The organism is Cucumibacter marinus DSM 18995, assembly GCF_000429865.1.
Lineage (GTDB): Bacteria > Pseudomonadota > Alphaproteobacteria > Rhizobiales > Devosiaceae > Cucumibacter > Cucumibacter marinus.
In genome coordinates this window covers 20,774-46,297 of record NZ_KE386979.1, presented here as the reverse complement: position 1 = coordinate 46,297, position 25,524 = coordinate 20,774, and the positions used below count along the sequence as shown (strand labels likewise).

32 protein-coding genes are annotated in these 25,524 nt (G+C 63.3%); 19 read left to right on the top strand and 13 right to left on the bottom strand.

Annotated features, from left to right (window positions below; translation table 11 throughout):
- Position 1 precedes the first annotated feature (1 nt).
- Positions 2-499, top strand: coding sequence for a disulfide bond formation protein B (locus G489_RS0115775; RefSeq protein WP_029042333.1), 498 nt, complete (start codon positions 2-4; stop codon positions 497-499).
- Positions 500-520: 21 nt separating this feature from the next.
- Here the strand turns inward: G489_RS0115775 and G489_RS0115770 are convergent, their stop codons facing one another.
- The 3 genes from G489_RS0115770 to G489_RS0115760 all read right to left on the bottom strand — a co-directional run bounded on the left by G489_RS0115770 (position 521) and on the right by G489_RS0115760 (position 2,489).
- Positions 521-1,078, bottom strand: coding sequence for an HNH endonuclease (locus G489_RS0115770; protein ID WP_029042332.1), 558 nt, complete (start codon positions 1,076-1,078; stop codon positions 521-523).
- Positions 1,079-1,179: 101 nt separating this feature from the next.
- A complete protein-coding gene (locus G489_RS0115765; RefSeq protein ID WP_035873172.1) occupies positions 1,180-1,857 on the bottom strand; it encodes an alpha/beta hydrolase in 678 nt (225 codons plus the stop codon).
- A complete protein-coding gene (locus G489_RS0115760) occupies positions 1,854-2,489 on the bottom strand; it encodes a DNA-3-methyladenine glycosylase family protein (protein WP_029042330.1) in 636 nt (211 codons plus the stop codon). The genes G489_RS0115765 and G489_RS0115760 overlap by 4 nt, the downstream gene beginning before the upstream one ends.
- Before the next feature lie 59 nt (positions 2,490-2,548).
- Here G489_RS0115760 and gluQRS point away from each other — a divergent pair, with 59 nt between their 5' ends.
- Positions 2,549-3,442, top strand: a complete 894-nt coding sequence (gene gluQRS, locus G489_RS0115755) for a tRNA glutamyl-Q(34) synthetase GluQRS (protein ID WP_051332729.1) — start codon at positions 2,549-2,551, stop codon at positions 3,440-3,442.
- Here gluQRS and G489_RS21030 read toward each other — a convergent pair.
- On the bottom strand, positions 3,439-4,413 hold the full coding sequence (locus tag G489_RS21030) for an NAD-dependent epimerase/dehydratase family protein (protein WP_162142447.1): 975 nt from the start codon (positions 4,411-4,413) through the stop codon (positions 3,439-3,441). The two genes, gluQRS and G489_RS21030, sit on opposite strands and share 4 nt — an antisense overlap.
- 110 nt (positions 4,414-4,523) lie before the next feature.
- Here G489_RS21030 and G489_RS21025 point away from each other — a divergent pair, with 110 nt between their 5' ends.
- From G489_RS21025 to G489_RS0115725, 5 genes are all read left to right on the top strand, one after another.
- The gene (locus G489_RS21025; RefSeq protein WP_081691631.1) at positions 4,524-5,474 is read left to right on the top strand and encodes a LysR family transcriptional regulator; all 951 of its coding nucleotides are present in this window, start codon (positions 4,524-4,526) and stop codon (positions 5,472-5,474) included.
- Between the two features lie 3 nt (positions 5,475-5,477).
- Positions 5,478-5,675, top strand: a complete 198-nt coding sequence (locus tag G489_RS0115740; protein WP_029042328.1) for a twin transmembrane helix small protein — start codon at positions 5,478-5,480, stop codon at positions 5,673-5,675.
- A 1-nt stretch (position 5,676) separates the two neighbouring features.
- Positions 5,677-6,261 carry a cob(I)yrinic acid a,c-diamide adenosyltransferase gene (locus G489_RS0115735; protein ID WP_029042327.1) on the top strand — a complete coding sequence of 195 codons (585 nt, stop codon included), beginning with the start codon at positions 5,677-5,679 and terminating at the stop codon, positions 6,259-6,261.
- Between the two features lie 36 nt (positions 6,262-6,297).
- A complete protein-coding gene (locus G489_RS0115730; RefSeq protein WP_029042326.1) occupies positions 6,298-6,978 on the top strand; it encodes a rhomboid family intramembrane serine protease in 681 nt (226 codons plus the stop codon).
- Positions 6,979-7,046: 68 nt separating this feature from the next.
- Positions 7,047-7,238, top strand: a complete 192-nt coding sequence (locus G489_RS0115725; protein ID WP_029042325.1) for a putative motility protein — start codon at positions 7,047-7,049, stop codon at positions 7,236-7,238.
- 30 nt (positions 7,239-7,268) lie between these two features.
- On the opposite strand, the gene G489_RS0115720 is transcribed toward G489_RS0115725, so the two are convergent.
- Positions 7,269-7,853: a TlpA family protein disulfide reductase gene (locus G489_RS0115720; protein WP_051332728.1), complete on the bottom strand. Its 585-nt coding sequence runs from the start codon at positions 7,851-7,853 to the stop codon at positions 7,269-7,271.
- Between the two features lie 145 nt (positions 7,854-7,998).
- On the opposite strand from G489_RS0115720, the gene argH reads away from it, so the two are divergent.
- Together argH and lysA are read left to right on the top strand one after the other, a co-directional pair.
- Positions 7,999-9,390, top strand: a complete 1,392-nt coding sequence (gene argH, locus G489_RS0115715) for an argininosuccinate lyase (RefSeq protein ID WP_029042323.1) — start codon at positions 7,999-8,001, stop codon at positions 9,388-9,390.
- Between the two features lie 5 nt (positions 9,391-9,395).
- Positions 9,396-10,661: a diaminopimelate decarboxylase gene (lysA, locus tag G489_RS0115710; protein ID WP_035873164.1), complete on the top strand. Its 1,266-nt coding sequence runs from the start codon at positions 9,396-9,398 to the stop codon at positions 10,659-10,661.
- A gap of 207 nt (positions 10,662-10,868) precedes the next feature.
- Here lysA and G489_RS0115705 read toward each other — a convergent pair whose 3' ends face one another.
- Together G489_RS0115705 and G489_RS0115700 are read right to left on the bottom strand one after the other, a co-directional pair.
- Entirely contained in the window at positions 10,869-11,282 is a 414-nt protein-coding gene (locus G489_RS0115705; RefSeq protein ID WP_029042321.1) for a response regulator, read from the bottom strand.
- Positions 11,282-12,151, bottom strand: coding sequence for a zinc-ribbon domain-containing protein (locus tag G489_RS0115700; protein ID WP_029042320.1), 870 nt, complete (start codon positions 12,149-12,151; stop codon positions 11,282-11,284). The genes G489_RS0115705 and G489_RS0115700 overlap by 1 nt, the downstream gene beginning before the upstream one ends.
- A 190-nt stretch (positions 12,152-12,341) precedes the next feature.
- Between G489_RS0115700 and ftsE the strand changes: the two genes are divergently transcribed.
- From ftsE to G489_RS0115680, 4 genes are all read left to right on the top strand, one after another.
- A complete protein-coding gene (gene ftsE, locus G489_RS0115695; protein ID WP_029042319.1) occupies positions 12,342-13,001 on the top strand; it encodes a cell division ATP-binding protein FtsE in 660 nt (219 codons plus the stop codon).
- Complete coding sequence (locus tag G489_RS0115690; protein ID WP_029042318.1) at positions 12,994-13,920, top strand: cell division protein FtsX; 927 nt, start codon at positions 12,994-12,996, stop codon at positions 13,918-13,920. Before ftsE ends, G489_RS0115690 begins: the two co-directional genes overlap by 8 nt.
- Positions 13,921-14,054: 134 nt before the next feature.
- Positions 14,055-14,861 (top strand): lysophospholipid acyltransferase family protein, encoded by an 807-nt coding sequence (locus G489_RS21020; protein WP_051332727.1) that lies wholly within the window; start codon positions 14,055-14,057, stop codon positions 14,859-14,861.
- A gap of 111 nt (positions 14,862-14,972) precedes the next feature.
- Positions 14,973-15,326: a hypothetical protein gene (locus G489_RS0115680; RefSeq protein WP_029042317.1), complete on the top strand. Its 354-nt coding sequence runs from the start codon at positions 14,973-14,975 to the stop codon at positions 15,324-15,326.
- A gap of 126 nt (positions 15,327-15,452) precedes the next feature.
- Here the strand turns inward: G489_RS0115680 and gloB are convergent, their stop codons facing one another.
- Complete coding sequence (gloB, locus tag G489_RS0115675; protein ID WP_029042316.1) at positions 15,453-16,220, bottom strand: hydroxyacylglutathione hydrolase; 768 nt, start codon at positions 16,218-16,220, stop codon at positions 15,453-15,455.
- Between the two features lie 169 nt (positions 16,221-16,389).
- Between gloB and G489_RS21015 the strand changes: the two genes are divergently transcribed.
- The 3 genes from G489_RS21015 to G489_RS0115660 all read left to right on the top strand — a co-directional run bounded on the left by G489_RS21015 (position 16,390) and on the right by G489_RS0115660 (position 19,263).
- Positions 16,390-17,127 carry a class I SAM-dependent methyltransferase gene (locus G489_RS21015; RefSeq protein WP_035873278.1) on the top strand — a complete coding sequence of 246 codons (738 nt, stop codon included), beginning with the start codon at positions 16,390-16,392 and terminating at the stop codon, positions 17,125-17,127.
- A gap of 103 nt (positions 17,128-17,230) precedes the next feature.
- Entirely contained in the window at positions 17,231-18,319 is a 1,089-nt protein-coding gene (gene hisC / locus G489_RS0115665) for a histidinol-phosphate transaminase (protein WP_029042315.1), read from the top strand.
- A complete protein-coding gene (locus G489_RS0115660) occupies positions 18,319-19,263 on the top strand; it encodes a prephenate/arogenate dehydrogenase family protein (RefSeq protein ID WP_029042314.1) in 945 nt (314 codons plus the stop codon). Before hisC ends, G489_RS0115660 begins: the two co-directional genes overlap by 1 nt.
- A 9-nt stretch (positions 19,264-19,272) precedes the next feature.
- On the opposite strand, the gene G489_RS0115655 is transcribed toward G489_RS0115660, so the two are convergent.
- On the bottom strand, positions 19,273-20,328 hold the full coding sequence (locus G489_RS0115655) for a DUF2125 domain-containing protein (RefSeq protein ID WP_029042313.1): 1,056 nt from the start codon (positions 20,326-20,328) through the stop codon (positions 19,273-19,275).
- A 12-nt stretch (positions 20,329-20,340) separates the two neighbouring features.
- On the opposite strand from G489_RS0115655, the gene G489_RS0115650 reads away from it, so the two are divergent.
- Together G489_RS0115650 and G489_RS0115645 are read left to right on the top strand one after the other, a co-directional pair.
- Complete coding sequence (locus tag G489_RS0115650) at positions 20,341-20,865, top strand: gamma-glutamylcyclotransferase (protein WP_029042312.1); 525 nt, start codon at positions 20,341-20,343, stop codon at positions 20,863-20,865.
- Between the two features lie 128 nt (positions 20,866-20,993).
- Complete coding sequence (locus G489_RS0115645; RefSeq protein ID WP_029042311.1) at positions 20,994-21,254, top strand: hypothetical protein; 261 nt, start codon at positions 20,994-20,996, stop codon at positions 21,252-21,254.
- Positions 21,255-21,414: 160 nt separating this feature from the next.
- Here the strand turns inward: G489_RS0115645 and fumC are convergent, their stop codons facing one another.
- The 4 genes from fumC to G489_RS0115625 all read right to left on the bottom strand — a co-directional run bounded on the left by fumC (position 21,415) and on the right by G489_RS0115625 (position 24,405).
- Positions 21,415-22,803 carry a class II fumarate hydratase gene (gene fumC, locus G489_RS0115640; protein WP_029042310.1) on the bottom strand — a complete coding sequence of 463 codons (1,389 nt, stop codon included), beginning with the start codon at positions 22,801-22,803 and terminating at the stop codon, positions 21,415-21,417.
- Positions 22,804-22,837: 34 nt separating this feature from the next.
- On the bottom strand, positions 22,838-23,236 hold the full coding sequence (locus G489_RS0115635; protein ID WP_029042309.1) for a hypothetical protein: 399 nt from the start codon (positions 23,234-23,236) through the stop codon (positions 22,838-22,840).
- A 152-nt stretch (positions 23,237-23,388) separates the two neighbouring features.
- Positions 23,389-23,571, bottom strand: a complete 183-nt coding sequence (rpmF, locus tag G489_RS0115630; protein ID WP_029042308.1) for a 50S ribosomal protein L32 — start codon at positions 23,569-23,571, stop codon at positions 23,389-23,391.
- A 144-nt stretch (positions 23,572-23,715) separates the two neighbouring features.
- On the bottom strand, positions 23,716-24,405 hold the full coding sequence (locus tag G489_RS0115625) for a biosynthetic peptidoglycan transglycosylase (RefSeq protein ID WP_029042307.1): 690 nt from the start codon (positions 24,403-24,405) through the stop codon (positions 23,716-23,718).
- Between the two features lie 207 nt (positions 24,406-24,612).
- On the opposite strand from G489_RS0115625, the gene G489_RS0115620 reads away from it, so the two are divergent.
- On the top strand, positions 24,613-25,521 hold the full coding sequence (locus tag G489_RS0115620) for a polyprenyl synthetase family protein (protein WP_029042306.1): 909 nt from the start codon (positions 24,613-24,615) through the stop codon (positions 25,519-25,521).
- Positions 25,522-25,524 lie beyond the last annotated feature (3 nt).

Here is a 25,524-nt window from a genome sequence, read left to right as displayed (position 1 = left end):
CATGACCCCATCGCTTGGCACCGACCGCAACCTAGCCAACGCTGCATTTCTTCTGGCGCTTCTGGCCCTGCTGACGGCCCTCGGCTTCCAGTATCTGGGTGGATTCGAGCCCTGCGAACTGTGCTACCAGCAGCGTTGGCCCTATTATATCGGCCTGCCGCTCCTGGCGGTCACACTATGGGCCTGGCAAAAGCTGGGCAAAGCGGCGCGCCTCGCGCTGACCACCATCATTACCGCGCTGTTTGTCTGGGGCACCTATCTCGGGGGTTACCATGCCGGGGTGGAATGGGGCTTCTGGCCGGGACCGGACACCTGCTCGGGGCTGGGCGGCGGCATCAGCTTTGGCGATCTCGACAATCTCGACGCCTCGCGCGTCGTGCCCTGCGACCGCCCGCAGATCCGCATTCTCGGCCTCAGCTTCGCCGGTATGAACGCCATTGTTTCGTTCGTGATTGTGGTGCTGCTCGGCTCTTCGCTCTATCGCCAGACCCGCGACTGAACCGCCGCGGACAAACCCCGCTTACGGCTCAAGCTCGGTATCCCAGTAGAGATAATCCATCCAGCTCTCATGCAGATAGTTGGGCGGAAACGCCCGGCCATTATTGTGCAGGTCGTGCACGGTCGGATGGAAGGGCTTCTGCCAGGGATGCATGTTGATCTGCGCCGGCAGCTTGTTGCCCTTTTTGAGGTTACACGGCGCGCAAGCGGCGACCACATTGTCCCAGGTCGTGCGCCCGCCAAGCGAGCGCGGGATCACATGATCGAAGGTGAGGTCTTCGCGTGACCCGCAATACTGGCACTGGAACCGGTCGCGCAGGAACACATTGAACCGCGTGAAGGCCGGGTGACGCGCCGGCTTCACATAGGATTTGAGAGAAACCACGCTCGGCAGCTTCATCTCGAAGCTGGGGCTGTGGATCACCCGGTCATATTCCGAGACGATGTTCACACGATCAAGACAAACGGCCTTGATCGCGTCCTGCCAGGACCAAAGCGACAAGGGATAGTAACTCAGGGGCCGATAGTCAGCGTTAAGGACCAGGGCCGGAAGGGATTCGGGTGACACGTTGACGGTCACACCAGCCTCCTTGGGGTAAGGAATCACCTCGGGTTACAAATTACGCTCGGGATAGTCTTATCGGGATATGTCAGCGGTGTGAAGCTGACGCGGAACTTTGCTTAAGGTTCTGGCGACACGCCCGAAATCAGTTCCGTGAGGAAAAGTGTGGCAAAGCCGAGCCCGTCCATCGGGATCGAGTGCCCTGTATTCTCCGCGATCAGCAGCCGGCTGTTCACATCCATCTCGCCCAGCAGCCGGTGCGCCAGGGAGCTGGCGGCCGCCGGCACCACATCGTCCTCGGCCCCATGCACGAGACAGACAGGCGGACGCGATCTGAGATTGGTCGCGATCGAGTTGGGTGCCACCAGCGATCCGGAAAAACTGACCACACCCTTGACCGCCTCGTACCGCCGCAGGGCCACATCGAGCGCCATCATCGCCCCTTGCGAAAACCCGGCAAGGATCAGGTCTTCGGAGCCGAGCCCGGTCCGCTCGAGCTCGGCCTTCACGAACCCTTCGATCACCGGACGCACACCATCTGCGCCCGGCCCCATGGTCATCGGGTCGATCTCGTCGAGCGGAAACCATTGATACCCCGCCGGGTTGATGTCGCAGGGCGCGGGCCCGTTGGGCATCACGAAACCCATATCGGGAAACCGGTGCATCCAGAATTGGGCAAGGCTCGCCATGTCTGCGCCATCCGCGCCATAGCCATGCAGGATGATCATCAGCTGCTTGGCGGAACCGCCCGATTTCGGATCGACCCGCACGCCGTCGAGCCCGGTTGAAGTCGTCACAACGCTACTCCTTCGCGTTCCTTGGTGGCGGCAAAATAGCGCCAGAACAGGCGCGCCGCCGCGCCCCTGTAGGGCGCCCAGTCCTCGGCGATTTCCCGCACCAGCTTTTCGCCGGGCCGCTCCTCATGGCCGAGCGCCACCCCGACCATCTTCTGCAGCGCCAGGTCGCCGGCGGGAAAGATGTCGGGATGTCCGAGGCAAAACAACAAATAGATTTCCGCTGTCCACGGCCCGATGCCCTTGAGCGCCGTCAGCGCCGCAATCGCCTCTTCGGGCGGCATAACCTCGAGCGCATCATAATCGATAAGCCCGTCCCGTTCCGCCGCCGCCACACCCGCAAGCGTTGCATATTTCGAGCGGGACAACCCGCATCCCCGGATCGCGTCTTCGGGATGGGCGAGATAGGCCGCACCCGTCACCTGTCCGTCGAACAACGCCTCGAACCGCTTCTGGATCGCCCCGGCACTCGCAACCGAAAGCTGCTGTGCGTTGACGATGGTGGCAATACCGGCGAAGCCGCGCTGACCGGGCCGCAGGGACACCTCGCCGGAGACCGCGCGCACTTCATGAAGCCGCGGATCGAGCGCGACAAGCGCATCGAGATGCGCATTGAGCACGTCGAGATCGCGGATCGGCGCTGGAGAGGCGGGGCGGGCCATGATAGGAACCGGCGGGTCAGGAAATAGGGACGATGGTCGATCCATCACAACCGATTTTGCCGCCAGCGCCAACCGTTTTGCGTTTCGCACCCAGCCCCAACGGCCATCTGCACCGCGGCCATGCCTATTCGGCCCTGTTTGCCGAGGCCATGGCCCGACGGCTCGGCGGCGAGTTGATCCTGCGCATCGAGGATATCGACACGACCCGCTGCAAGCCCGAGCTTGTCGACGCCATGCGTGAGGATCTTGACTGGCTGGGCATCCATTTCGACGGTGAAACGGTGCGCCAGTCCAACCGTTTCGATCTCTATGGGTTGGCCGCCGACCGGCTGCGCGCCGAGGGGCTGATCTATCCGTGTTTCTGTTCGCGCGCCGATATTGCCGCCAACGCGACCGGTGAAACCGACCCCGATGGCGCGCCGGTCTATCCCGGCACCTGCCGCCATCTCGATCCGCACATGGCTGAACAGCGCATTGCCGGCGGCGCCAACGTCGCCTGGCGTCTGGATATGGACGCCGCACTGGAGCGGACCGGCCCGCTAACCTGGGCCGAAATGAATGCTGAAACGCTCGCCATTTCTCATATCGCCGCCGACCCCATGGCCTGGGGCGATTGTGTTCTGGTGAGAAAGGACACCCCCACCAGCTATCATTTGAGCGTTGTCGTCGATGATGCCGAACAGCACATCACCCATGTCACCCGTGGCATGGACCTTTACTTCGCCACTGCCATTCATCGGGTCTTGCAGACCCTGCTCGGCCTGCCCGCGCCTATCTACTGCCATCACAAGCTGATCGCTGACGATGACGACAAGAAGCTCTCAAAGTCGCGCGGCTCGATGAGCCTGCGCGACCTGAGAGATGAGGGGTTGAGCGCGGCACAACTGCGCCGCGAGCTCGGCTTTCAATCTGCGGCCGCCGGTTAGGCGACGACCACCGCGCTGGCGCTCGCACCGGCCTTTTGATCTTGCGGCAGATAGGATCGCGCGGTCCGGGCCACCGCTTCCTTGAACGGGGTATGAAACCCTTCGCCGAGCAGCGTCTCGAGCCGCGGGTCTTCAAGCCGCTGCGGCGTCTTCCACAGATAGCGCATCTGGTAGACCGAGCGCATCAGCTTGGAGAAGGGCGCCATCAGCGCCAGCATCCACCAGAAGAATTTCTTGACCTTGTACCGCTCCGGCAGTGCCGCCTGGACCGCGGCAACCAGTTCTTCGCCGGTCGCGAAATGCCCTGAAAACTGGAAGCTTTCGAAGGCACCGAGCTGATCGCGCTTTTCGCCGAGTACCGCGAAGGCGCGGCCGAGATCGGGCAGATAGGCCCAGCTGTGCCCGGTCTTCATTTCGCCAGGATAGGTGATCGCCTTGCGGGCGAAATCCCGAGAAATGCCGAGATCGAACCAGCTTTCGAAAGCGCCCGGCCCGTAGAAATCGCCGGCCCTGAGGATCGCGACCTGGATGCCGTCTTCACGGGCGGCGCGCTTGAGCCGGTCTTCCATGCGCTTGCGGATCGCGCCGCGCTCATGCGGCGGCTTTTGCGGCGTGTCAGGCCGCAGCACCAGCTGGTCCGGCGAATAGTTATAGACATTGCCGGGGAACAGCATCGTCTTGCCGCTGTCCTTCATGGCGGCGATCGCCGCCTCGAGCTGGGCTTCGGCGCGCCCGTTATACCATTTGTGATAGGGCAGATTGAGCGCGTTGACGACAATGTCCGCATCCGCGATCGCCGCCTTGAGCGAGGCGGTATCCTCGACCGTGCCCTGCCGGAACGTAACGCCCGGCGGCACTGCCCGTGCCGACCGCCCGAAACCGGCAACTGTGAACCCGGCATTGACGAAGGCCGTGGCGGCCGCCTGGCCGATCCGGCCATTGATACCCAGAACTGTGACTGAACCCTTCATGATCATCTCCCGTGATTGACGAGATCAATCTATCAATTCATAATTGAATTTACTTCAGCCAAGAATGAAAGTTATTCATTCATTTTTGAATAGAATAGGAGGCACGGCGTATGGCCGACCTGGAACCGGACTGGCATTTGTGGCGCTCGTTTCTCGGCGTGCTCGAAGCGGGGTCGCTCTCGGCCGCCGCCCGCAAGCTCAGCGCCTCTCAGCCGACGCTCGGGCGGCATATCGAGGAATTGGAGACCGCGCTGGGGACGGTCCTGTTTGAGCGCACCACGCGGGGCCTGCACCCGACCGCCATGGCCGAGAAGCTCGCCGCCTCGGTGATCGGCGCCCGCGATGCCTTGGGGCATGCCCGCACCCTGGCCGCCGGGGCCGCCGAAACGCTGGAAGGCAGTGTGCGCATCACCGCATCAGACGCGGTGTCTCACTTTGTCCTGCCGCATCTCCTGCCCTCGATCCGTGCCGAATATCCCGAAATCCAGCTCGAACTGGTGTCCTCCGATCTGGCGAGCAATCTCTTGTTGCGCGAGGCCGACATCGCCATCCGCATGTTCCGTCCCGGCCAGCTCGAAGTGATCGGCAAGAAGATCGGCCAGATGCCGATCCGCGCCTGCGCCCATCGCGCCTATCTCGACCGGCGCGGCACGCCACACACGGCCGAGGAGATGCGCGGACATGATCTCATCGGCTTCGACAAATCCGAGGACATCATCAGGGTCGCCAAGGCCATGGGACACGAACTCAGGCGCGAGGATTTCATCTATCGCACCGACAGTCAGACCCTCATATGGGAGATGGTCAGGGCCGGGCTCGGCATTTCGTTTGCCCAGGGCCAGCTCATTGAACTGACCCCCGGGATCGAGGCCATCCTGCCGCAAATGCACATTCCCCCGCTCGAGGTCTGGATGGTCACGCACCGGGAATTGACCACCGCGCGGCGCATCCGCGTAGTCTATGACCTGTTGGGCGAGCTGATGAAGGGTTATATAGACGGCAAGCCATGGCCCCTGACCGAAGGGACCGATTCGAAACCGCATGACGAAGGCAGCGCCTAGACCATGGTCATCAACATTCTCATCATGATCGCCCTGGCGGTCGTCGTCCTGATCCTCGGGGCCGGCCTGTGGAACATGTTTCGCGGCGGCGACGGCAATCTCAGCCAGAAACTCATGCGCGCACGCGTGATCGCACAATTCGTGGCGGTGGTTCTGTTGATGCTGGCCCTGTTCGTCTTCTCGCCGGGCGGAGGCAGCTGAGATGGTCAAGCTCAACAAGATCTACACAAAAACCGGTGACGACGGCACCACGGGGCTCGTTTCCGGCCCGCGCCGCAAGAAGCACGACCTCCGCGTCGAGGCCTATGGCACGGTCGATGAAACCAACGCCACGGTCGGCATGGCGCGGGTGGCGGCGATCGGCATGACCCGCATCGACACCGTCCTCAGCCGTGTCCAGAACGATCTGTTCGACCTCGGCGCCGACCTTGCCACCCCGGGCCCTGATGCCGAGCAGTATCACGAGCCCTTGCGGATCACCGAACCGCAGGTCGAATGGCTTGAGCGCACCATCGACAAGTTCAATGAGGAGCTGGAGCCTCTGAGAAGCTTCGTGCTGCCTGCCGGCACCCCGCTTTCGGCCGCGCTGCACCTGGCGCGCACGGTTTCGCGCCGTGCCGAGCGCCGGGTCGCCGAGCTGATCGAGGCGGAACCCGAAACCTCGGCCATCGCAATGCGCTATCTCAACCGCTTGTCGGATCTCTTGTTCGTGCTGGGCCGCATCGCCAACGGGCTGGGCAAGAACGATGTCCTGTGGGAGCCGGGTCGCTTCACCGGCAAGAACTAGGACCCGAACCAGGTCGTCGGCCGGGAGGGCCATTCAATGTTCTACCCGGTCCATGATTCGAACCCGATCCGGTATCTGAAGCGCGAATATGTGAACTGGTCGATCATTCTGGCGACCTTTCTCATCTTCGTCGTCCAGCTTGCCATGCCTGTGGCGCTCGAGAACCGGTTCTTCGTGGCCTTCGGCATGGTGCCCGGCGTGGTCCAGGGCATCTATGCCGACCCCTTCCCCCTGCTGCCCGACAAGGCGACGCTTGTCACCTACGCGTTCCTGCATGCCGATTTCTGGCATGTGGCCACCAACATGCTGTTCCTCTGGGTGTTCGGCGACAACGTCGAGGACGCCATGGGCCATGCCCGTTACCTCGTCTTCTATGTGGTGTGTGCCATCGCAGCCGCCCTCGCCCACATGCTGTTCAATTTCGGCTCCAGCGGTCCGTTGATCGGCGCCTCGGGCGCCGTTGCCGGGGTCATCGGTGCCTACCTGGTGCTTTATCCCAAGGTGCGGGTAATGGTGATCGTCAGGCTGATCATTCCCTTGCCGGTGCCGGTGCCCGCGCTGTGGGCGCTGGGGGCATGGATCGGTCTCCAGCTCGTCTTCGCGCTGATCCCGAACGACGATCCGGTGGCCTGGTGGGCGCATATTGGCGGTTTCATCGCCGGGGTGGCGCTGATCCCGCTGTTCAAGCGCCGCGAGCTGGCGCTGTTTGGCCGGTAACGGCGCCAGTGGCAATCGCAGCGTTAGGGTGAACGCTATCTTAACCTTGTGGCCCTAGGGTTCGGGCCATGGATATGTCAGTCGCTCTTCAGGCCGTTGCTCTCAAACAGGCCCAGACCCAGCAGACCGCTCAAATGCTCATGACCAAGAAGAATCATGAGATGGAGCAGCAGCTCGTTGACATGATCACCCAGTCGGCTGAGAACCTCAAAGCCATGCCGGCCCCCGGCACCGGCGCGCGGGTCGACAAATCCGCCTGAGGCCGGCCCATCTGAGGCCAGCCGCCGTCCCTACCCGTTCGAACCGTCTTCCCGCGCGAGATCGATCGCGGTCTCGATGAGCCCGTGTCCGTCTTCGGTATCCCATTCCGCGGGTCCCGCCAGCACGCCCCACTCGCAGCCCTTGGGCGACAAAAGCAAAGTCGCCGGCAGGCCGATCGCCACGCCTTTCTGCTTGAGCGTGTCGAAGCTCTTGAATGTCTGATCCGAATAAAGCGGCAGATTGCCGGTGCCGGTTTCGGCGATGAACTGTTTGGCCTTGCCGATACCGTCATCCCCGATATCGAGATTGATCGTCGTCACCTCGAAATTCTCGCCCCCGAACTTCTCCTCGATCGCCGAGAGTGCCGGCATCTCCGCCCGGCAGGGCGCGCACCAGCTCGCCCAGAAATTGACCAGCCGCACCTTTTCCGGCAGCGCCGTGAAGCCGACCGTCTGGCCTTCCGGCGACTGGAACCGCAGATCGTTATGGTCACGCCCTTCGGCCGTGGCCCGGAAGGCGGCAAGCTCGCCGGCAGCCGCCTGATCGATCCGCTCGCGCGCTGCCGGATCGGCGGCACAGGACCCGCCCGAACCCCCGAAGAGATTGTTTGTCACCCCGCCATTGCTCCACCAAAGGGCGGTCGCTATACCTACCGCCACTGCGGTCAGCACCCCCAGACGCCAAAGGCGTGAGGGTGCTTTCGCGTTCGCGGTCTCGGGGGCGGGGCCATTGTCTGTCATAGGATTTACCGGTGCTGATATGAGCAATCGCATGTGGGGTGGCCGCTTCGGGGCCGGACCCGACGTCATCATGGAAGAGATAAACGCCTCGATCGGCTACGACAAACGCTTCTATGCGCAGGATGTCGCAGGCTCTGTCGCGCATGCCACCATGCTGGCCGAAACCGGGATCCTCACGGCCGAGGACCGCGATGCGATTATCAAGGGACTCGAAGCGGTCAAAGCCGAGATCGAACAAGGCTCGTTCAACTTTTCGCGCGCGCTCGAAGACATTCACATGAATATCGAGGCGCGGCTGAAGGAACTGGTCGGCGAGCCCGCCGGCCGGCTGCACACCGCCCGCTCGCGCAACGACCAGGTCGCCACCGACTTCAAGCTCTATGTCCGCGACGCCATCGACATGCTGATCGGCCAGGTCCGTACCCTGCAAAAAGCCTTCCTCGACCGCGCCGAGGCCGAGGCCAATACCGTCATGCCCGGCTTCACCCATCTGCAGTCGGCCCAGCCGGTCACCTTCGGCCACCATATGCTCGCCTATGTCGAAATGCTCGGCCGCGATGCGGGCCGGCTCGAGGATGCGCGCAAGCGGCTCAATGAAAGCCCGCTTGGCGCCGCCGCGCTGGCGGGCACCAGTTTCCCCATAGACCGGCACATGACGGCAGAAGCCCTCGGCTTCGACCGGCCAGCCGCCAACTCGCTCGATGCCGTCTCCGACCGCGATTTCGTCATGGAAACCGTGGCCGCCTGCGCGATCTGCGCCGTTCACCTGTCGCGCTTCGCCGAGGAACTTGTGATCTGGTCCACCCCCCAATTCGGCTTCGTGCAACTAAGCGACAAGTTCTCGACCGGCTCCTCGATCATGCCGCAAAAGCGCAATCCCGATGCCGCCGAACTGATCCGCGCCAAGCCGGGCCGCGTGCTCGGCGCACTCACTTCGATCATGACCGTGATGAAGGGCCTGCCGCTCGCCTATTCAAAGGACATGCAGGAAGACAAGGAAATGACCTTCGACGCCCTCGACAGCCTGTCCCTGGCGCTCGCCGCCATGACCGGTATGGTCGGCGACCTGACGGTCAACCGGGAGAAGATGAAAGCCGCCGCCGGGGCCGGTTTCGCCACCGCCACCGATCTGGCCGACTGGCTGGTGCGGGTCGCCAATGTGCCCTTCCGCGACGCCCACCACATCACCGGCACGCTGGTCGCCAAAGCCGAGGAAAAGGGCTGCGATCTCGACGGGCTGACCATCGAGGATTTCAAGGCCGTCGACGAGCGGCTCGATGCCCGCGCCTTCAAGGTGCTCTCGGTCGAGGCCTCGGTCTCCTCGCGCACCTCGTTTGGCGGCACCGCGCCCGACAATGTCCGCACCCAGGTCGAAACCTGGCGCACCGCGCTCGCAAGCAAGGACGCCTGAGGAAAATGGTCCATCACTTTGCCTATCGCGGCGGCGTGCTGCACGCCGAAGATGTCGCGCTGACGGAAATCGCGGATGCCGTCGGCACGCCGTTCTACTGCTATTCGGCCGCCACCTTCCGGCGCCATATCAATGTCATGCAAAAGGCCTTTGCCGGGCGTGAAACCCTGATCGCCTACGCCATGAAGGCCAATTCCAACCAGGCCATCCTGACCCTGCTGGCGAAGGAAGGCGCGGGCGCGGACGTTGTGTCGCTGGGCGAACTCGAGCGCGCGCTTGCCGCCGGCATCGCGCCGCACAAGATTGTTTTTTCCGGCGTCGCCAAGACCGAGGCTGAGCTTCGGCGCGGTCTCGAGGCCGGCATTCGCTGCTTCAATGTTGAATCCGAACCCGAGCTCGAACGCCTTGACGCTGTCGCTGGAGCCATGGGCAAGACGGCCGCCGTTTCGGTGCGCATCAACCCCGACGTCGATGCCGGCACCCATGAGAAGATCTCGACCGGCAAGGCCGAGAACAAGTTCGGCATCCCCTTCGAACGAGCCCACCCGGTCTATCGGCGCATCGCCGAACTGGAGCATCTGGAAGCCCGCGGCGTCGATATGCATATCGGATCGCAGATCACCGCGCTCGACCCGTTCGACAATGCCTTTCGCCTGCTCAACGAGCTGGTGCGCGATCTGCGCGCGCAAGGCCATGCCATCCATCACGTCGATGTCGGGGGCGGGCTGGGCATCCCCTATGCTGCCGGCGTCAGCGCCCCGCCGGGCCCCGAGGACTATGCCAAGGTCGTTTTGCGCCATACCGCCGATCTAGATTGCGAACTGATCGTCGAACCGGGCCGCGTCATCGCCGGCAATGCGGGGATCCTCGTCACCCGTGTCGAATATGTGAAACAGGGCGCCGAGCGCACCTTCCTGATCGTCGATGCGGGCATGAACGATCTGATCCGCCCGACCCTTTATCAGGCCGAGCATGACATCTGGCCGGTCGCCGAGGCCGATGGCACGACCCGTGTCCATGGCGATGTGGTCGGCCCGGTCTGCGAGACGGGCGACTATCTCGCCCGGGGTCGCGAACTCCCGGCGGTCGGCGAAGCGGGGCTGATCGCGGTGATGGGCGCGGGCGCCTACGGCGCGGTCATGGCCGGAACCTACAATTCCCGCCCGCTGGTGCCCGAGGTGCTGGTCGATGGCGACCGCTTCCATGCCATCCGCCCCCGGCAATCGATCGAGGACCTCATTGCATTGGATTCAGTCCCGGACTGGCTTTAGAGCACGGGGCGCATCCTCTCGCGCCGCCCCGGCCCCCGAGCCGGGGCCCGTCCGCACTTGGCATGAAGGTCCCGGGTCAAGCCCGGGACAGCGCAGCGGTTCAGCAATCCCGCTTCCAGACAACAGCCGTCATTCCCGTGAAAACGGGAATCCAGCGGCGGGAAGTCCTTCCCGCCAAGAAGGCCACTTCAGCCCGTTATTGAGCCCCTACTCGTCATTGGCGGCGCGGTCGGCCAGCGAAACGACCTCGGCAGGCCGTCCATCAAGCGCCTCGGCGACCTTGTCGCGCAAAACCGCCAGCTCGAACGGTTTCGGGATTACGTCGTGGACCAGCGCCTCGAGCCCGTGCGCGCGTTCGCGCTGGTCGGCAAAGCCGGTCATCAGGAGAATGGTGATCTCGGGATATTGGTCCGCCGTGGTCAGCGCCAGGGCGATCCCGTCCATCACCGGCATCTTGATATCGGACAAAAGCAGGTCGAACCGGCCTTCCTGCTCGATCAGGGCCTCGGCAGCGAGCCCGCCATCCTCGGTCTCGACAACCTCATGCCCGTCCATCGCCAGGGCCTGGGCCACAAAGGCGCGTACGCTTTGATCGTCTTCGGCCAGCAATATCCGCGCCATCAGTTCTGTCCTCGTACACTATTGGTGACGATTGACGGTGTCTCAGGGATACGTTTCCCGGGTTCGAATCGCAAGCGCACAGCGGCCACATTCGGGGGCGGCGCCGCCAGCTGGGTCTCGAACTTCATGCTTTCTCCGGCCTGTAACACCGCCGCGTTGGGTACAACGCTCCACTCATAAATCTGTTCGCCTTCGGCATCGTTAAGCGTCACCCGGACCGAGGGAACATAGACGAGCTTTTCCGTCACATTGGAAACCCGGGCCTCGATCACCAGCAATTCATGGCCATTGTTCGAGGCGCGCACGGTCCGCACATCCGAGAAGTCGAGCCCGACGATATTGATGTTCATGCCCACAAGCCGATAGAGCGAGGCGAGATCGGGCACGAGCCTGACAATGGGGCCGGCAAGCGTGAAAAAACCGATCAGGATCGCCACCGCCGCCACCAGCATGGTGCTGCCGAATATCCGCCGGATCCGGGCCGCCGGCAGCCTTGCGGCAATCGCCCGGCGTCTGCGCGCGGCCACCCGCGCCTGCGCCCGCTCGCCAAGCCCGCGCCGCTTGCGCCTCGATTTGCCCTTGGCGGCGGCGGGGGGTGCGTCGCCCGTTTCAGCGGGCTCTTCAGAAGGTGGTTCGGTCTTTGTCTTGACCGGGATCGCCGGCGCCGGCTCCGCGGCCCCCATGGCCGCATCGAGCGCCTCTTCCTCTTCGCTTGATACCGCAACCTGCGCTACCGGCGGACGGGCGCTTGCACGGTCCGCATGCCAGGACTGGTGACAGCTCGCGCACTGCACGGAACGGCCGTTCTCGCCGATCGCCTGATCGGCCACCTGGTAGTTGGTGTGGCAATGCGGGCAGGTAATGATCATCGAAAGCCGGCCGGGACATTAAACTGGGCCCGGCCACCAGGGGCAGCCGGGCGCCAAACCCTAGCGGCAATTGTGTTAAAATCTCCCCAAAGGCGCCGCAATTGCGCTCTATCGGGGCCGTTCACACGGGGGCCAAAACAGGGCGGTGCTGTTATGATCCACGCGCTCAGATGATTCGAAAGGGGCCGGGGTGATTGAGTTCGATCAAGTGGGGTTGCGCTATGGCTTCGGCCCGGAAATCCTGCGCGATCTGACCTTTGAGATTTCTCCCGGATCCTTTCATTTTCTCACCGGCCCGTCCGGCGCCGGCAAGACCTCGCTCCTGCGTCTTCTGCTTCTCTCGCTGCGGCCCAGCCGCGGCCGCATTTCAATGTTCGGCCAGGACGTCACCCGGCTCGAGCGCGACCGGCTGTTGCAGATGCGCCGGCATATCGGCATCGTCTTTCAGGAATTCCGCCTGCTCGACCACCTCACAACATTCGAGAATGTCGCCCTGCCGCTCGCCGTGCGCGGGCAGCCGCCCGAGGCCTATCGCGAGAACGTCGAGGAATTGCTCGACTGGGTGGGCCTGGGCAATCGCATGAATGTGTTGCCGCCGCTCCTTTCCGGCGGGGAAAAACAGCGCGCGGCCATCGCCCGCGCGGTGATCTCCAAACCCGATTTGCTGCTGGCAGACGAACCCACCGGCAATGTCGATCCCGAGCTCTCCGATCGTTTGCTGCGCCTGTTCGTCGAACTGAACCGCATGGGCACCACGATCATCGTCGCCACCCATGAGACCGGATTGCTCAAGCGCTTCGATTATCCGCGCATGACGCTGCAGAACGGCACGGTGACCGCCCATGTTTGAGGCCCTGTTCGGAACCCGCCCCGATGGCATGGCCATCGTCCCCCGCCGTTCGGTCGCCGGGCGCACGCTCATGCTGCTCATCGCCATCATGACGTTTTTGAGCTGCATCACGCTGGGCGGGGTGATCCTCGTGCAGCAATCGGCCATCGCCTGGTCGTCCGATATCGGGCGCGAACTGACCATTCAGGTCCGCCCCGTCGAGGGCGCGGATATGGAAGCCAGCATTCGCGATGCCGTCGCGCTCGCCGAATCGACCAGCGGCGTCGGGTCGGCCCGCGCGCTCAGCGCCGAACAGGGCACTGATCTGCTTGAACCCTGGCTCGGCAATGGGCTCGACCTCACCTCGCTCGAAATCCCGCGCCTGATCGTTGTCACCCTCGATGATCCGCGCAATGCCGATATCGAGGCGCTCAGGCAGAACCTTTCGGCTTCCGTGCCCGGTGCCACGCTGGAGACACACGCGCTGTGGCGCCAGCAGCTCAACGCCATGGCCGGCACGCTGGTGATCTCGGGAACGCTTGTGCTGTTGCTGATCCTCGCCGCGACTGCGCTCGCCATCGTCTTTGCGACGCGCGGCACCATGGCCCAGAACCGCGATATCGTTGACGTCCTGCATTTCATCGGGGCCTCGAACCGCTATATCGCCACCGCCTTCCAGGGCCGGTTCCTCACCATCGGCCTGCAGGGCGGTGCCATTGGCGGCGGCGGCGCGCTCGTGTTTTTCATGCTGGCGAGCTTCATCACCGCCTCTGTGCTGCCGGCGCCCGATGCCAGCCAGCTCACCACCTTTTTCGGCGGCTTCCTGCCGGGCCTGGCAGGCCTGTTCGGGCTGGTGGTGATGGTGCTCATCATGGCCGGTCTCACCGCCTGGACCTCGCGGCTCACCGTCAACCGCTTCCTTTCCCAGATCGGGGCATGAGACCGCGATCGGGCGAAGACCGTGCCGCGGCGGCTTGGCATTTTCAATTCCTGAGGCTTTGCGCTAGATAGCGGCACCCGATTGCCGGGGCCGCGCCCCGTAAACCAGACCTGCAACCAGACCGGAATCGCCCCTTGATCGTTCAGGCCATTCGCTCCTTGCTGTTTTACGCCCTGTTTCTCGGCCAGACCGCCATTCTCGCGATCATCGTCGCACTGTTGAGCTATGTGCTGCCGGGGCGCATGGGTTTTGGCATCGCCGTCTACTGGTTCCATTCGAGCCTGTTTCTCTTGCGCTGGGTGGTGGGCATCCGCACCCGTGTCACCGGCGCCGAGAACATCCCCAAGGGCGGTTGCCTGATCGCCGCCAAGCACCAGTCGGACTGGGATATTCTCGCGCTTCTGCCGCATCTGCCGCGCCCCGCCTTCATCGCCAAGAAGGAGTTGATGGACATCCCCTTCTTCGGCCGCGCCGCGCGCAAATACGAGACGATCACCATCGACCGCAAGCGCGGTGGCGAGGCCATGCCGCAGCTCATCGAAGGGGTCCGCGGGGCCATGTCGCGCGATTGCGAGGTCGTGATCTATCCCGAGGGCACCCGCCGCATGCCGCTCGCCGACCCGGCCTATCGCTGGGGCACCGCCAAGCTCTATTCGGCACTCAACGTTCCCGTGGTGCCGGTGGCGCTGAATTCGGGCCTGTTCTGGGGCCGCAACAGCCTTATTCTTTGGCCCGGCACCGCCGAGATGCACATCATGCCGCCGATCCCGCCCGGCCTCGATACCGAGACTTTCCAGGCCCGCCTGGTCGAGACCATCGAGACCGAATCCGACGCACTCATCCAAAAGGCGGTCGATGCGGGGCTGGCCCGCCCCTTTGATTCGGAAATGCGCGAACGCCTTGCGGCCCGGACCCAAGGCAAAACACTACATATTGAATAAATCTTTGTGAAACCCCATAAATATGGTAGAGGGTTAACAAACCCTGTTGACGATTGAACGCATTTGTTCTAGTTATGTTCTTCGTCCCGGGAGACAGGGAAAGGCAGGGCAATGGGACATCACACGACCCCGACACTGCATGACGGAACGGCAGAATCGGTGCGCTGGATAGGGCGCTCCGGCCGCCACTACTGGCTGCGCCCTGTGCCCCTGGCCGATCTCAGGGTTGGTGACACCATGATTTCCGTGCTGGCCGCTACCGATGGGGCCGGTGAGCGCGTGAGCTGGTGCGGCACCGCCTTCGAGCTGATCGAGGACCCGGCCACCCGCAACCTGTTCCGCTCCGCTCTCGGGCGCGCCAGCGCGGCCTACCAGATCGCCAGTCCGCGCGACGACGCCGAACGGCTGGCCATGGTCTGGGACCTCGAGCGCGCCACCCGCTCGCCTGCCAGAAACGTCGCCTGAGACCGCATCCGGACACAACCCGTCCCGAGCCGTAAATCCGGGCCTTGGATTTACGGCCGATTCTCGTGTGATTCCGGGCGATTTACAGGCTATTCTGAAGGCGTTTCAGGCGCCGTGATGGTACGCCTAGAAGTTGTCCTTGCCCTTGCGGATCGCGGCAAACACCTCGAATGGCTCGGCGCCGTCGAGCCCCATCCGCCGCGCCAGCGCCGGGTCATCGGCCCTCAGAAACGGGTTGGCCTTCTTGTCGATACCGAGATTGAACGGCACCGTCGGCTTGCCCCCGGCCCGCAATTTGGCCACTTCCGCCGCCCGCACCTGCAGGTCCGCATTGTCACCGTCGACGCTCATCGCGTAGCGCGCATTGGCCTCCGTATATTCGTGCCCGCAATAGACCGTGGTCTCATCCGGCAATGATCTCAGCCGCTTGAGCCCTTCCCACATGCTTTCCGGATCGCCCTCGAACATCCGTCCGCAGCCGAGAGAAAACAGCGCATCGGCACAAAACAGCGTCGGTCCCTCGGGATCGAAATAGGAGATATGCCCCAAAGTGTGGCCCGGCGTATCGATTACCTCGAAGCGCCCTGCGCCAAACTCGACGACATCCCCGCCGCCAACGGTTTCATCGAGCCCCTCGATCTTGTCCGCCTCACCTTTCGGGCCGATCACGCGCGCACCATATTTAGCCTTGAGCGCTGCAATCCCGTCGGTGTGGTCGCCATGGTGATGCGTAATCAGCACCGTGTCCGGCTGCCATCCCGTCCGCCCGATCAACGCCTCATAGGCATCGGGACTGGCCGCATCGATCGCTGCCGTGCGCCCGGTTTCCGGGCAATGCACAAGCACCGCATAGTTATCGCTCAGAACGATGCCGCTCTCGATCTCGAATCCCATGACGTTCTCCTTTTCCGCGGCGCGAGACTAGGGGCTTCGCCCCGGCTCTGGCAACATGTCGATGTCACCGCCCGGCCGGATTGCAACCTTGATCAGGGTTGGCGGGTCCGGCGCGCTGGTGCAGATTGGACCGGCGAAGCCGGCACGCTTCGGGGGAGCCCAACCAGCCATGGCCATCGACATTACCGAACTTGTCGAGTTCTACCGCACACCGCTGGGGCGCATTGCGCGAACACTTGTGTCGGACGCTGTGCACCAGCTTATCGGCGATGTAACCGCCCAGCGCGTCGTCGGGCTTGGTTTTGCGACCCCCTATCTTTCCCAATGCCGCGAGCATGCCGAGCGCGTCATTGCCATGATGCCGGCGCGCCAGGGGATCATACACTGGCCGAAAAACGCCCCCACCCAATCTGTCCTGGTCGATCCGCTCGAACTCCCGCTCACCGATGCCGCCATCGATGTAGTTGTCGCTGTTCACGCCTTCGAGCACGTCGCCGACACCGAAGAACTGATGCGCGAGCTCTGGCGCATCACCGCGCCCGGAGCCCGGCTGATCGTCGTCGTGCCGCGCCGCCGCGGATTGTGGGCCCAGCGCGACAACACGCCCTTCGGGCATGGCCACCCCTTCTCGAAAAGCCAGCTCGGCCAGCTCCTCAAATCCCACTCCTTCATCCCCGAGCTTTGGCGCGACGTGCTCTATCTGCCGCCCGCCGACTTCAAGCCGCTCCTGAAATCCGCGCGACTGTTCGAGGGCGGCGGCAGGCTCTTGGGCTCAGCGCTGGCCGGTGCCACCGTGGTGCGGGCCCTGCGTCAGTCCTATCCTGCCATCGCCCGGCGCCAGCGGGCCTCACGCTTTGTCCGCCTGCCGGAAATGGCCCCGCAACCGGCCCTCCCGACCCGGGGCTGAAGCGCAACCGCCGGGTTTGATACTTTTCTTTACACGCTGAAACCCTTGCCCTTATGGTGCGCCGCATTCATGCCGCCCGTGGCCCAAACCCCGGATTATCACAGTGACCGAACGTCCCCAGCCGCAACCCGGCATTCTCGAAATCGCGCCCTATGTCGCCGGCAAATCCGGCGCGCCGGGCGCCACCGCACCGATCAAGCTCTCGAGCAATGAGTCCCCGCTCGGCTGCAGCCCGAAGGCCGTCGAGGCTTTCAAGGCGATGGCCGACCGGCTTGCCGACTATCCGGATTCGAGCGCAGCAAAACTGCGCACCGCCGTCGGCGAGACCTATGGCCTCGACCCGTCGCGGCTGGTCGTCGGCGCCGGCTCGGACGAATTGCTGCACCTGATCGCCCAGGCCTATCTTGGCCATGGCACGGAAGCCGTGATGAGCCAGTACGGCTTTCTGGTCTACCCCATCGTCACCCGCGCCGCCGGCGCAGAGCTGGTGGTCGCGCCCGAAAACGACTACCGCACCGATGTCGACGCTATTCTCGGCGCAGTGACCGAGAAGACCCGCGTTGTCTTCCTCGCCAACCCGAACAATCCCACCGGCACCCATATCGGTCCGGCCGAGCTGGCGCGCCTGCATGCGGGCCTTCGCCCCGATATCCTGCTGGTGCTCGATGCGGCCTATGCCGAATACATCGACGACGAAAACTACGAGCCGGGCATCGACCTCGTCGATCGCTCCGAAAACGTCGTCATGACCCGCACCTTCTCCAAGATCGGTCTTGCCAATCTGCGAGTCGGCTGGCTGTACGGCCCGCCCCATGTCGTCGATGTGCTCAACCGCATCCGCGGCCCGTTCAACGTCAATGGCGCGGCTCTCGCCGCCGCCGAGGCCGCTGTCCGCGATACCGGTTTCACCGCCCGCTTGCGCGAGCACAATTCGAAATGGCGCGACTGGCTGACCGCGGAACTCAGCGGCAATGCCATGCGCGTGCTGCCCAGCCAGTGCAATTTCATCCTCGTCTTCTTCCCTGATGAAGAAGGCCGCACTGCTGCAGACGCCAATGCCCTGCTGACCAAGAACAACCTCATCGTGCGCGAGATGGGCGCCTATGGCATGCCCGATGCGTTGCGGATTTCGATCGGCACCGAAGAGGCCATGCGCAAGGTCGCCGAGGTCCTCAAGGGACTTGGGCAATAATGGCTGAGACGCCGCACTTCCAGCGCATCGCCCTGATCGGCATCGGGCTGATCGGGTCTTCGATCGCCCGCGCCGTCAAGGCGCTGGGGCTGGCCGACGAGATCGCGGTCCAAACGCGGCGCGAGGAAACTCTCGAACGTGCCCGGGCGCTTGATCTCGGCACGTCCTACCATTTGAGCGCCGAAGACGCGGTCGAGGGTGCGGACCTGGTCATTCTGTGCGCCCCGGTCGGTGCCTACGGCGCCATTGCCGAGACCATTTCGGGCGCCCTCAAGCCCGGCGCCATCCTCACTGACGTCGGCTCGGTCAAGGAATATGTGGTCGATGTCGTCGCACCGCATGTGCCCGATGGCGTGCATTTCATTCCCGGCCACCCGATTGCCGGCACAGAGAATTCCGGCCCCGATGCCGGGTTTCCCGAACTGTTTGTCGGCCGCTGGTGCATCCTGACCCCGGTCGAAGGCACCGAGGAGACCGCGATCAACAAGCTCGGCGCCTTCTGGTCGGCAATGGGCAGCGCGGTCGAGGTGATGGAATGCAAGCACCATGATCTTGTGCTCGCCATCACCAGCCACCTGCCCCACCTGATCGCCTACAATATTGTCGGCACTGCTGACGATCTGGCCGGAGTGACAAAGTCCGAGGTCATCAAGTTTTCGGCCTCCGGCTTTCGCGATTTCACCCGCATCGCCGCGTCCGATCCGGTGATGTGGCGCGATGTGTTCCTGACCAATCGCGAGGCCGTGCTCGAGATGCTGGGGCGGTTCTCCGAGGACCTGAGCGCCTTGCAGCGCATGGTGCGCAATGGCGACGGTCCCGGCATGCAGGCCCTGTTCACCCGCACCCGCGACATCCGCCGCAATATCATCGAGGCTGGCCAGGACACGCCCATGCCCGATTTCGGGCGCGGCGCCGGCGCATCAAAGGACGACGACGCCGAATAGGCCGGCGAACTAGAAGGCCGGCTGGGTCTGTAATGCCAGGATCGGGGTGGGCAGGTACGGCGCAAAAAGCTTGCCGTCCCGGATCGTCACCGGAGTGCGATAAATGCCGTTTTCGTCCGGCACCCCGATGATCAGCGGTGCGAAATCGCCCAGCATCGACAGATCGAGCTTGTCCATCAGCCCAAGCGATTCCGCTTCGGCCTCGACCTCGGCGAACCCGTTCTCGTTGAGCGCCACCGTGCCGGTCAAATCGAGCGACATCCCTTCGGCGCTGAAGTCGAGCGTCTCGATCGCCAGTTCGCCACCTGCCTGCTGCCAGGCCCTCAAACGTTGATCTTCGGCCCAGCCCGCCACCCGGTTGTCCCACTGGCTCAACAGTGCCTCGACCGACACGCTGCCACCTGCAAGCCCCGCCTCGGGGCTTTCAATGCCTTCGGCCGTCACGAAGGCCATCAGCCCGTCGGTCTCATCGACCGTCTTGACGAGATGCAGTTCGCCATGCCGGGCCTCGAAGATCTCGTTACCGAACAACAGATTGGTCAGCTTGAGTGTGTCCGTAACCACCGAGAAGCGCTCGAGCCTGGGGTCGGCGAAATCGAACCCCTCGAACCTCAGGCTTGCCTCCAGATTGCCGAACTCCATTTCGGTCTCGCTGCCCGAAAACGCATCGGCAATCCGCACCGGGCTTTCGGCGAATCCGATGAAATGGTTGGGCCGGTAGACAAGCGCGGTCACGCTCAGCTGAGGCGTGGTGACGGTATAGTCCTGATAGGCAAGGCGTGCATCGTTGCAGCGCACATCGAAGCGGAACGGAAACCCGGCCACTGAGGACGAGCCGCAATCAAGGCTGGCATCGCCATCCGGCCCGTCAAAGGCGAGCGGTGAGTTGAGCTGCCCCGACACCTGGTTGGCGACATAGAACCAGCCCCCTGTCCAGATGGCGGCGACGAGGATGACGATGAAACCGAGAATGACAAACGGGCGCATGGCCGTGTCATAGACCGGTTCGCGCGCCGCGTCACCTGTTGCCTTGCCGCATCGCGGGCGGGTAAATGAATGCGTCACGAGGAGGCCGGCGTGTCCGACGATTTGCAGTGGGTTTTTGGATATGGGTCGTTGATCTGGCGGCCCGGTTTCGAGTTCGCAGCCCGCGAGCCGGCCCTGCTGCACGGCGCTCACCGCCAGCTTTGCATCTACTCTTTTACCCATCGCGGCACACCGGAAACCCCCGGCCTGGTGCTTGGACTCGAACGCGGAGGATCGTGCCGTGGCGTTGCCTTCGCGGTCCGGCAAAGCGATTGGCCGCCCGTGCTCGACTATCTGCGCGCCCGGGAATTACAGAACAACGTTTATCACGAGCGCTGGCGCCCGATCCGGCTCGCCTCCGGCGTCACAGTGCCGGCCCTGACTTATCTCGCTGATCCCGCTCACATCCAGTATGCCGGGCACCTGCCGCGCGAAGAACAATTGCGTCTGGTGCGCCAGGGCCACGGCAATGCCGGCCCGAACCGGGACTATGTGATCAACACCGCCGCGCATTTGAGTGAATTGGGGCTCAAGGATCCGACCCTTGAATGGTTGAGCCGCAAGCTCGCCGAATAGCATCTCAGGAGCGGGAAAAGTTAACAAACCCTTATCAACTGGCACGCTGATTGCGTAGTATGGGGTACGGGCCCCATAAACTGTCTCAAAATGAAACAAACGGCCCGCAATGACACAAGGGAAGCGTCATGCAGGGCCATCGCCCGACAAAAGGTTCCGAATCGGGACTCCACCTGCCGGTAATCGCCGGGCCGCGCTCCGATCGGGGCCGGCAGCCCGTGCCTCCGGCGGCGAGCTTTCTTGCGCATCAGCTTTCCGATCACCTGCGCGCCCGCCGTGAAGACGGCAATCGTGGCACGGTCGCCGAGGCCATGCGCGCTTATGCGGAAAACCGCCAGCGCCTCGCACGGCGCATGCCGGCCGGTTACGGGCTGAGCGCCGACGTCTGAGGGGCTGTGCGGCCGAGGCGATACACCTTGCTTCGTATCGCGACATTCCCGCCGCGCCCTCATGGTGAGCCTGTCGAACCACGAGGGCGGGATGGAATACCGGACGTGCGCCACCCTTTGAGCATAGCTCTCAGGATGAAGTGAGACCTTCTGTCAGCCTTTACTTCGGGCCAACCATGTCTTCGGGCCGCACCCACTCGTCGAACTCGGCTTCGGTCAGAAGCCCCAGCTCCACGGCCGCACCCTTGAGTGTGCCGCCTGTCTTGTGGGCGTGCTTGGCGATCTTGGCCGCGTTGTCATAGCCGATCTTGGTGTTGAGCGCGGTCACCAGCATCAGCGAGTTGTTCATCAATTCGGTGATGCGCTCGCGATTGGGTTCGATCCCGACCGCGCAATTGTCATTAAAGCTCTCCGCGGCGTCGGCCAGCAGCCGGATCGACTGCAACAGATTATACGCCATCACCGGCTTGAACACGTTGAGCTCGAAATTGCCCTGGCTACCCGCGAACCCGATGGTCGCATCATTCCCCATGACCTGGGTCACGACCATGGTCATCGCCTCGGACTGGGTCGGATTGACCTTGCCCGGCATGATCGAGGAGCCCGGCTCGTTTTCGGGGATGATCAGTTCCCCAAGACCCGACCGCGGACCGGAGGCGAGCCAGCGCACGTCATTGGCGATCTTCATGCAGGCGGCAGCAAGCTGCTTGAGCGCGCCAGAAGTGCCGACAAAGGCATCATGTCCGGCCAGATAGGCGAACTTGTTAGGTGCGGTCTCGAACGCTTGTCCGGTCAGTTCGGCGATCTTCGCCGCAACCTTGACCGCATAGTCTGGATGGGTGTTGAGCCCGGTGCCAACCGCGGTACCGCCCAGCGCAAGTTGCCGAAGCTGAGGCAGGGTTGCCTCGATCGCCGCCATCGCATTGTCGAGTTGAACCACCCAGCCCGAGATTTCCTGCCCGAGCGTCAGTGGCGTTGCGTCCTGAAGATGTGTACGGCCAATCTTGATGATGTCGTTGAACGCCTCGGATTTGGCGGCCAGCGTGTCGCGCAGCTTCTTGACCCGCGGCATCAGATAGGTCTCGACCGCGATCACCGCCGCGATATGCATGGCGGTCGGATAGGTATCGTTCGAGGACTGCGACTTGTTGACATGATCATTGGGGTGCACCGGGGCCTTCGAGCCCATCTCTCCGCCTGCAATCTCGATGGCGCGGTTGGAGATCACCTCATTGACGTTCATGTTCGACTGGGTGCCTGAGCCCGTCTGCCACACAACCAGGGGGAAATGATCGTCGAGCTTGCCCTCGATCACCTCATCCGCCGCCTGGCAGATAAGGTCGCACAGCTTGTCGTCGAGCAGCCCGAGATCCTTGTTGGTGAGCGCCGCGGCCTTTTTGAGAACGCCGAAAGCATGCACCACCTCGATCGGCATGGTCTCCTTGCCGATGGCAAAATTCATCTTGGAGCGGGCGGTCTGGGCACCGTAGTACTTGTCCGCCGGCACCTCGATTTCGCCCATGGAATCGCTTTCGATGCGTACGCTCATGGCTCGCCCCTCTTTGGATGTGATTTCAATTGCTTCAGTTGATGCTGACGTCCCGTGACGCGGACCGGATCGACACCGTGAACCCGCTGACCGTATCGATAAACGACATCACCAGGCACAAAAAGAACAGAGATGTCGCAGCCAGCGGAATGGTTAGAAATTCAACGAGATAGACCACCGACACCCCGGTCGACAGCATGTGGTCGAGCACGGTGTGACGCCCGAACTTCGCCGATTTGATGATCTCGAAAAACAACAGCACCAGTGCTGCAACAAGGATCAGGTCCGAGACCGACATGGTCCAGACCCCGCCCGAGATCAGCCCGACCTCGATGATCGGCGCGGTCCATTTGCTGGCTGTGACCCCGAACAGTCCGAAACCGACGACATTGTAGATAATCAACGGCAGGATCAGTAGCGGTGGAATCCACATCTTACCCTCCTTGGTGGCCCCCGCCGGTTGCTTGCGCCCATCGACAATGGGAGCCGGTCACCGGCGTTCCGCGCCCGGAGTTTGCCCCAAACACAAAAAAACAGCCAGCCCCGGCTGGGACTGGCTGCTTAAATTCGCATGCGATATGCGCCTTACTTGTCGCGCGGTTCGAGAACCTGACGGCCGCGATACATACCGGTCTTGAGATCGATATGATGAGGCCGGCGCAGTTCGCCCGAATCCTTGTCTTCGACATAGCTCGGCGTCTTCAGGGCATCGGCAGACCGGCGATGGCCGCGCTTCATGCCGGAGACCTTGCGCTTGGGGACAGCCATGAGAAACTCCATTCAATAAAGGCCCGACCCGGAAATCACCCCGGGGGCCTCAATCAACGCCTTTTTGGGTTGGCGCGCGTTATATAGCCGCCAAAGCCGTTTGGCTACCCCCAACTTGCAGAACTTGCAAGCTCTGCTGACCCGCTATTCGAGCAGCACCGGACCATCATAGAGACAGGCGACAAACGGTGCCCCGGCCCTGGCCCGCCGCTCGATGATCGAGGCCACCCGTCTGATATGCGAACTGGGCCGCCCCGGATGGCGGATATGGGGGTTCGGCAATGCCGTCGCCAGCAGTGCCGCGCGCTCCCAGGTCAGCGCATCCGCATCGATCCCGAAGGCGGTCATGGCCCCGGCCTCGACCCCGAATTCGCCCACCGGCCCCCACTCGGCGATGTTGAGATAGATCTCGAAAATCCGCTTTTTGGGCAGCACGAGGTCGATATAGAGCGCCAGCGGGATCTCGAGCGCTTTGCGGAAATAGGACCGCCCGTGCCAAAGAAACAGATTCCGCGCCACCTGCATGGTGATCGTTGAAGCACCCCGCGGGGTCTCGCCCGCGAAAAGGCGCCGCACTTCATCACGCAACGCCCGCGGATCGACGCCGGGATGACGGCAGAACTGCCCGTCTTCGCTCATGATCACCGAGGCCTTGAGCCGGTCCGAGATGGTGTCGATATCGCGCCAGACCCGCGTCACCGGCTGGCCGGTGACCTGACGATAGAGCATCGGCGTCGAGACCGGCGGCACCACCCAATAAACCGGCACCAGAACGAGCGGAATGGCGATGATAATTCCCGCAGCAAGAAGCGGCCAGCGCACAAGCCGCCACAGCCGGGAAAACCATCCCCGCCTAGTGCCATCCTTTTTGGCGGTTCTGTCCGGTTTGTTTTTGCGCACCCGCTTTGCCATCGCGCCCGTTTACTGCAATTGGGGGCCGACTGTCTTTGTTCTTTTGCGAAGCCGGCTTGGTTCTTTTGCGAAGCCGGCTTGCTCCGGTCCGGGCAACGGGCTAGCTAGGCGGGGACGAGGACCAACCGGATGACCGACCCCCGACTGAACTCCGCCATCACATCGGCCGCCAAGGATGTCGAAGACTATCTCGCCAGCCATCTCGACCCGGCCGGCAATCCCGATCTTGCGGGCACGCCCGAGCGCCTGCTCGCAGCGATGCGGCATGGGGTGCTCGGCGGCGGCAAACGCCTGCGGCCCTTTCTTGTGCGCCAGAGCGCAGCGCTGTTCGACATCGCGCCGGAGGCCAGCATTCCAGCGGGCGCGGCGCTCGAACTCGTGCATTGTTTCTCGCTCGTCCATGACGATCTGCCCGACATGGACAATGACGAATTGCGCCGCGGGCAACCGACCGTCTGGAAGGCCTTCGACCCGGCCCTCGGCATCCTCGCCGGTGATGCGCTTTTGTCCGAGGCCTTCGTGATCCTGGCCGATCCCGCCTGCCACGCTGACGCAGCGGTCCGCGCCGCGCTCATCGCAGAGCTCGCCCGCGCCACCGGCCCCACCGGGATGATTGGCGGTCAGGTTCTCGATATCGAAGGGGAAGACAAACCGCTGACGACCGATGAAATCATGACCATGCAGCGCATGAAAACCGGTGCGCTGATCCGCACCGGACTGCGCATGGGCGCAATCCTCGGCAGTGCAGGCTCGAAGGAGCGGGAGGCTCTCGACCGTTGGGCGGAAGAAGCCGGCCTCGCCTATCAGATCGCCGACGATATCCTCGACGTGACGGCCACCAGCGAGGCGCTGGGCAAAACCGCCGGCAAGGACACCGACCAGGACAAGTCGACCCTCGTGGCCCGGCTCGGGCTCGACGGTGCCCGGCAAAGGCTCGCCGCGTGCATCGAGGTGGCCGATGCGGCACTCGCCCCGTTTGGCGACCGCGCCGCCTCGCTGACTGCGCTCATTCGTTACTTTGCCGAGCGTCAGCGTTGAACC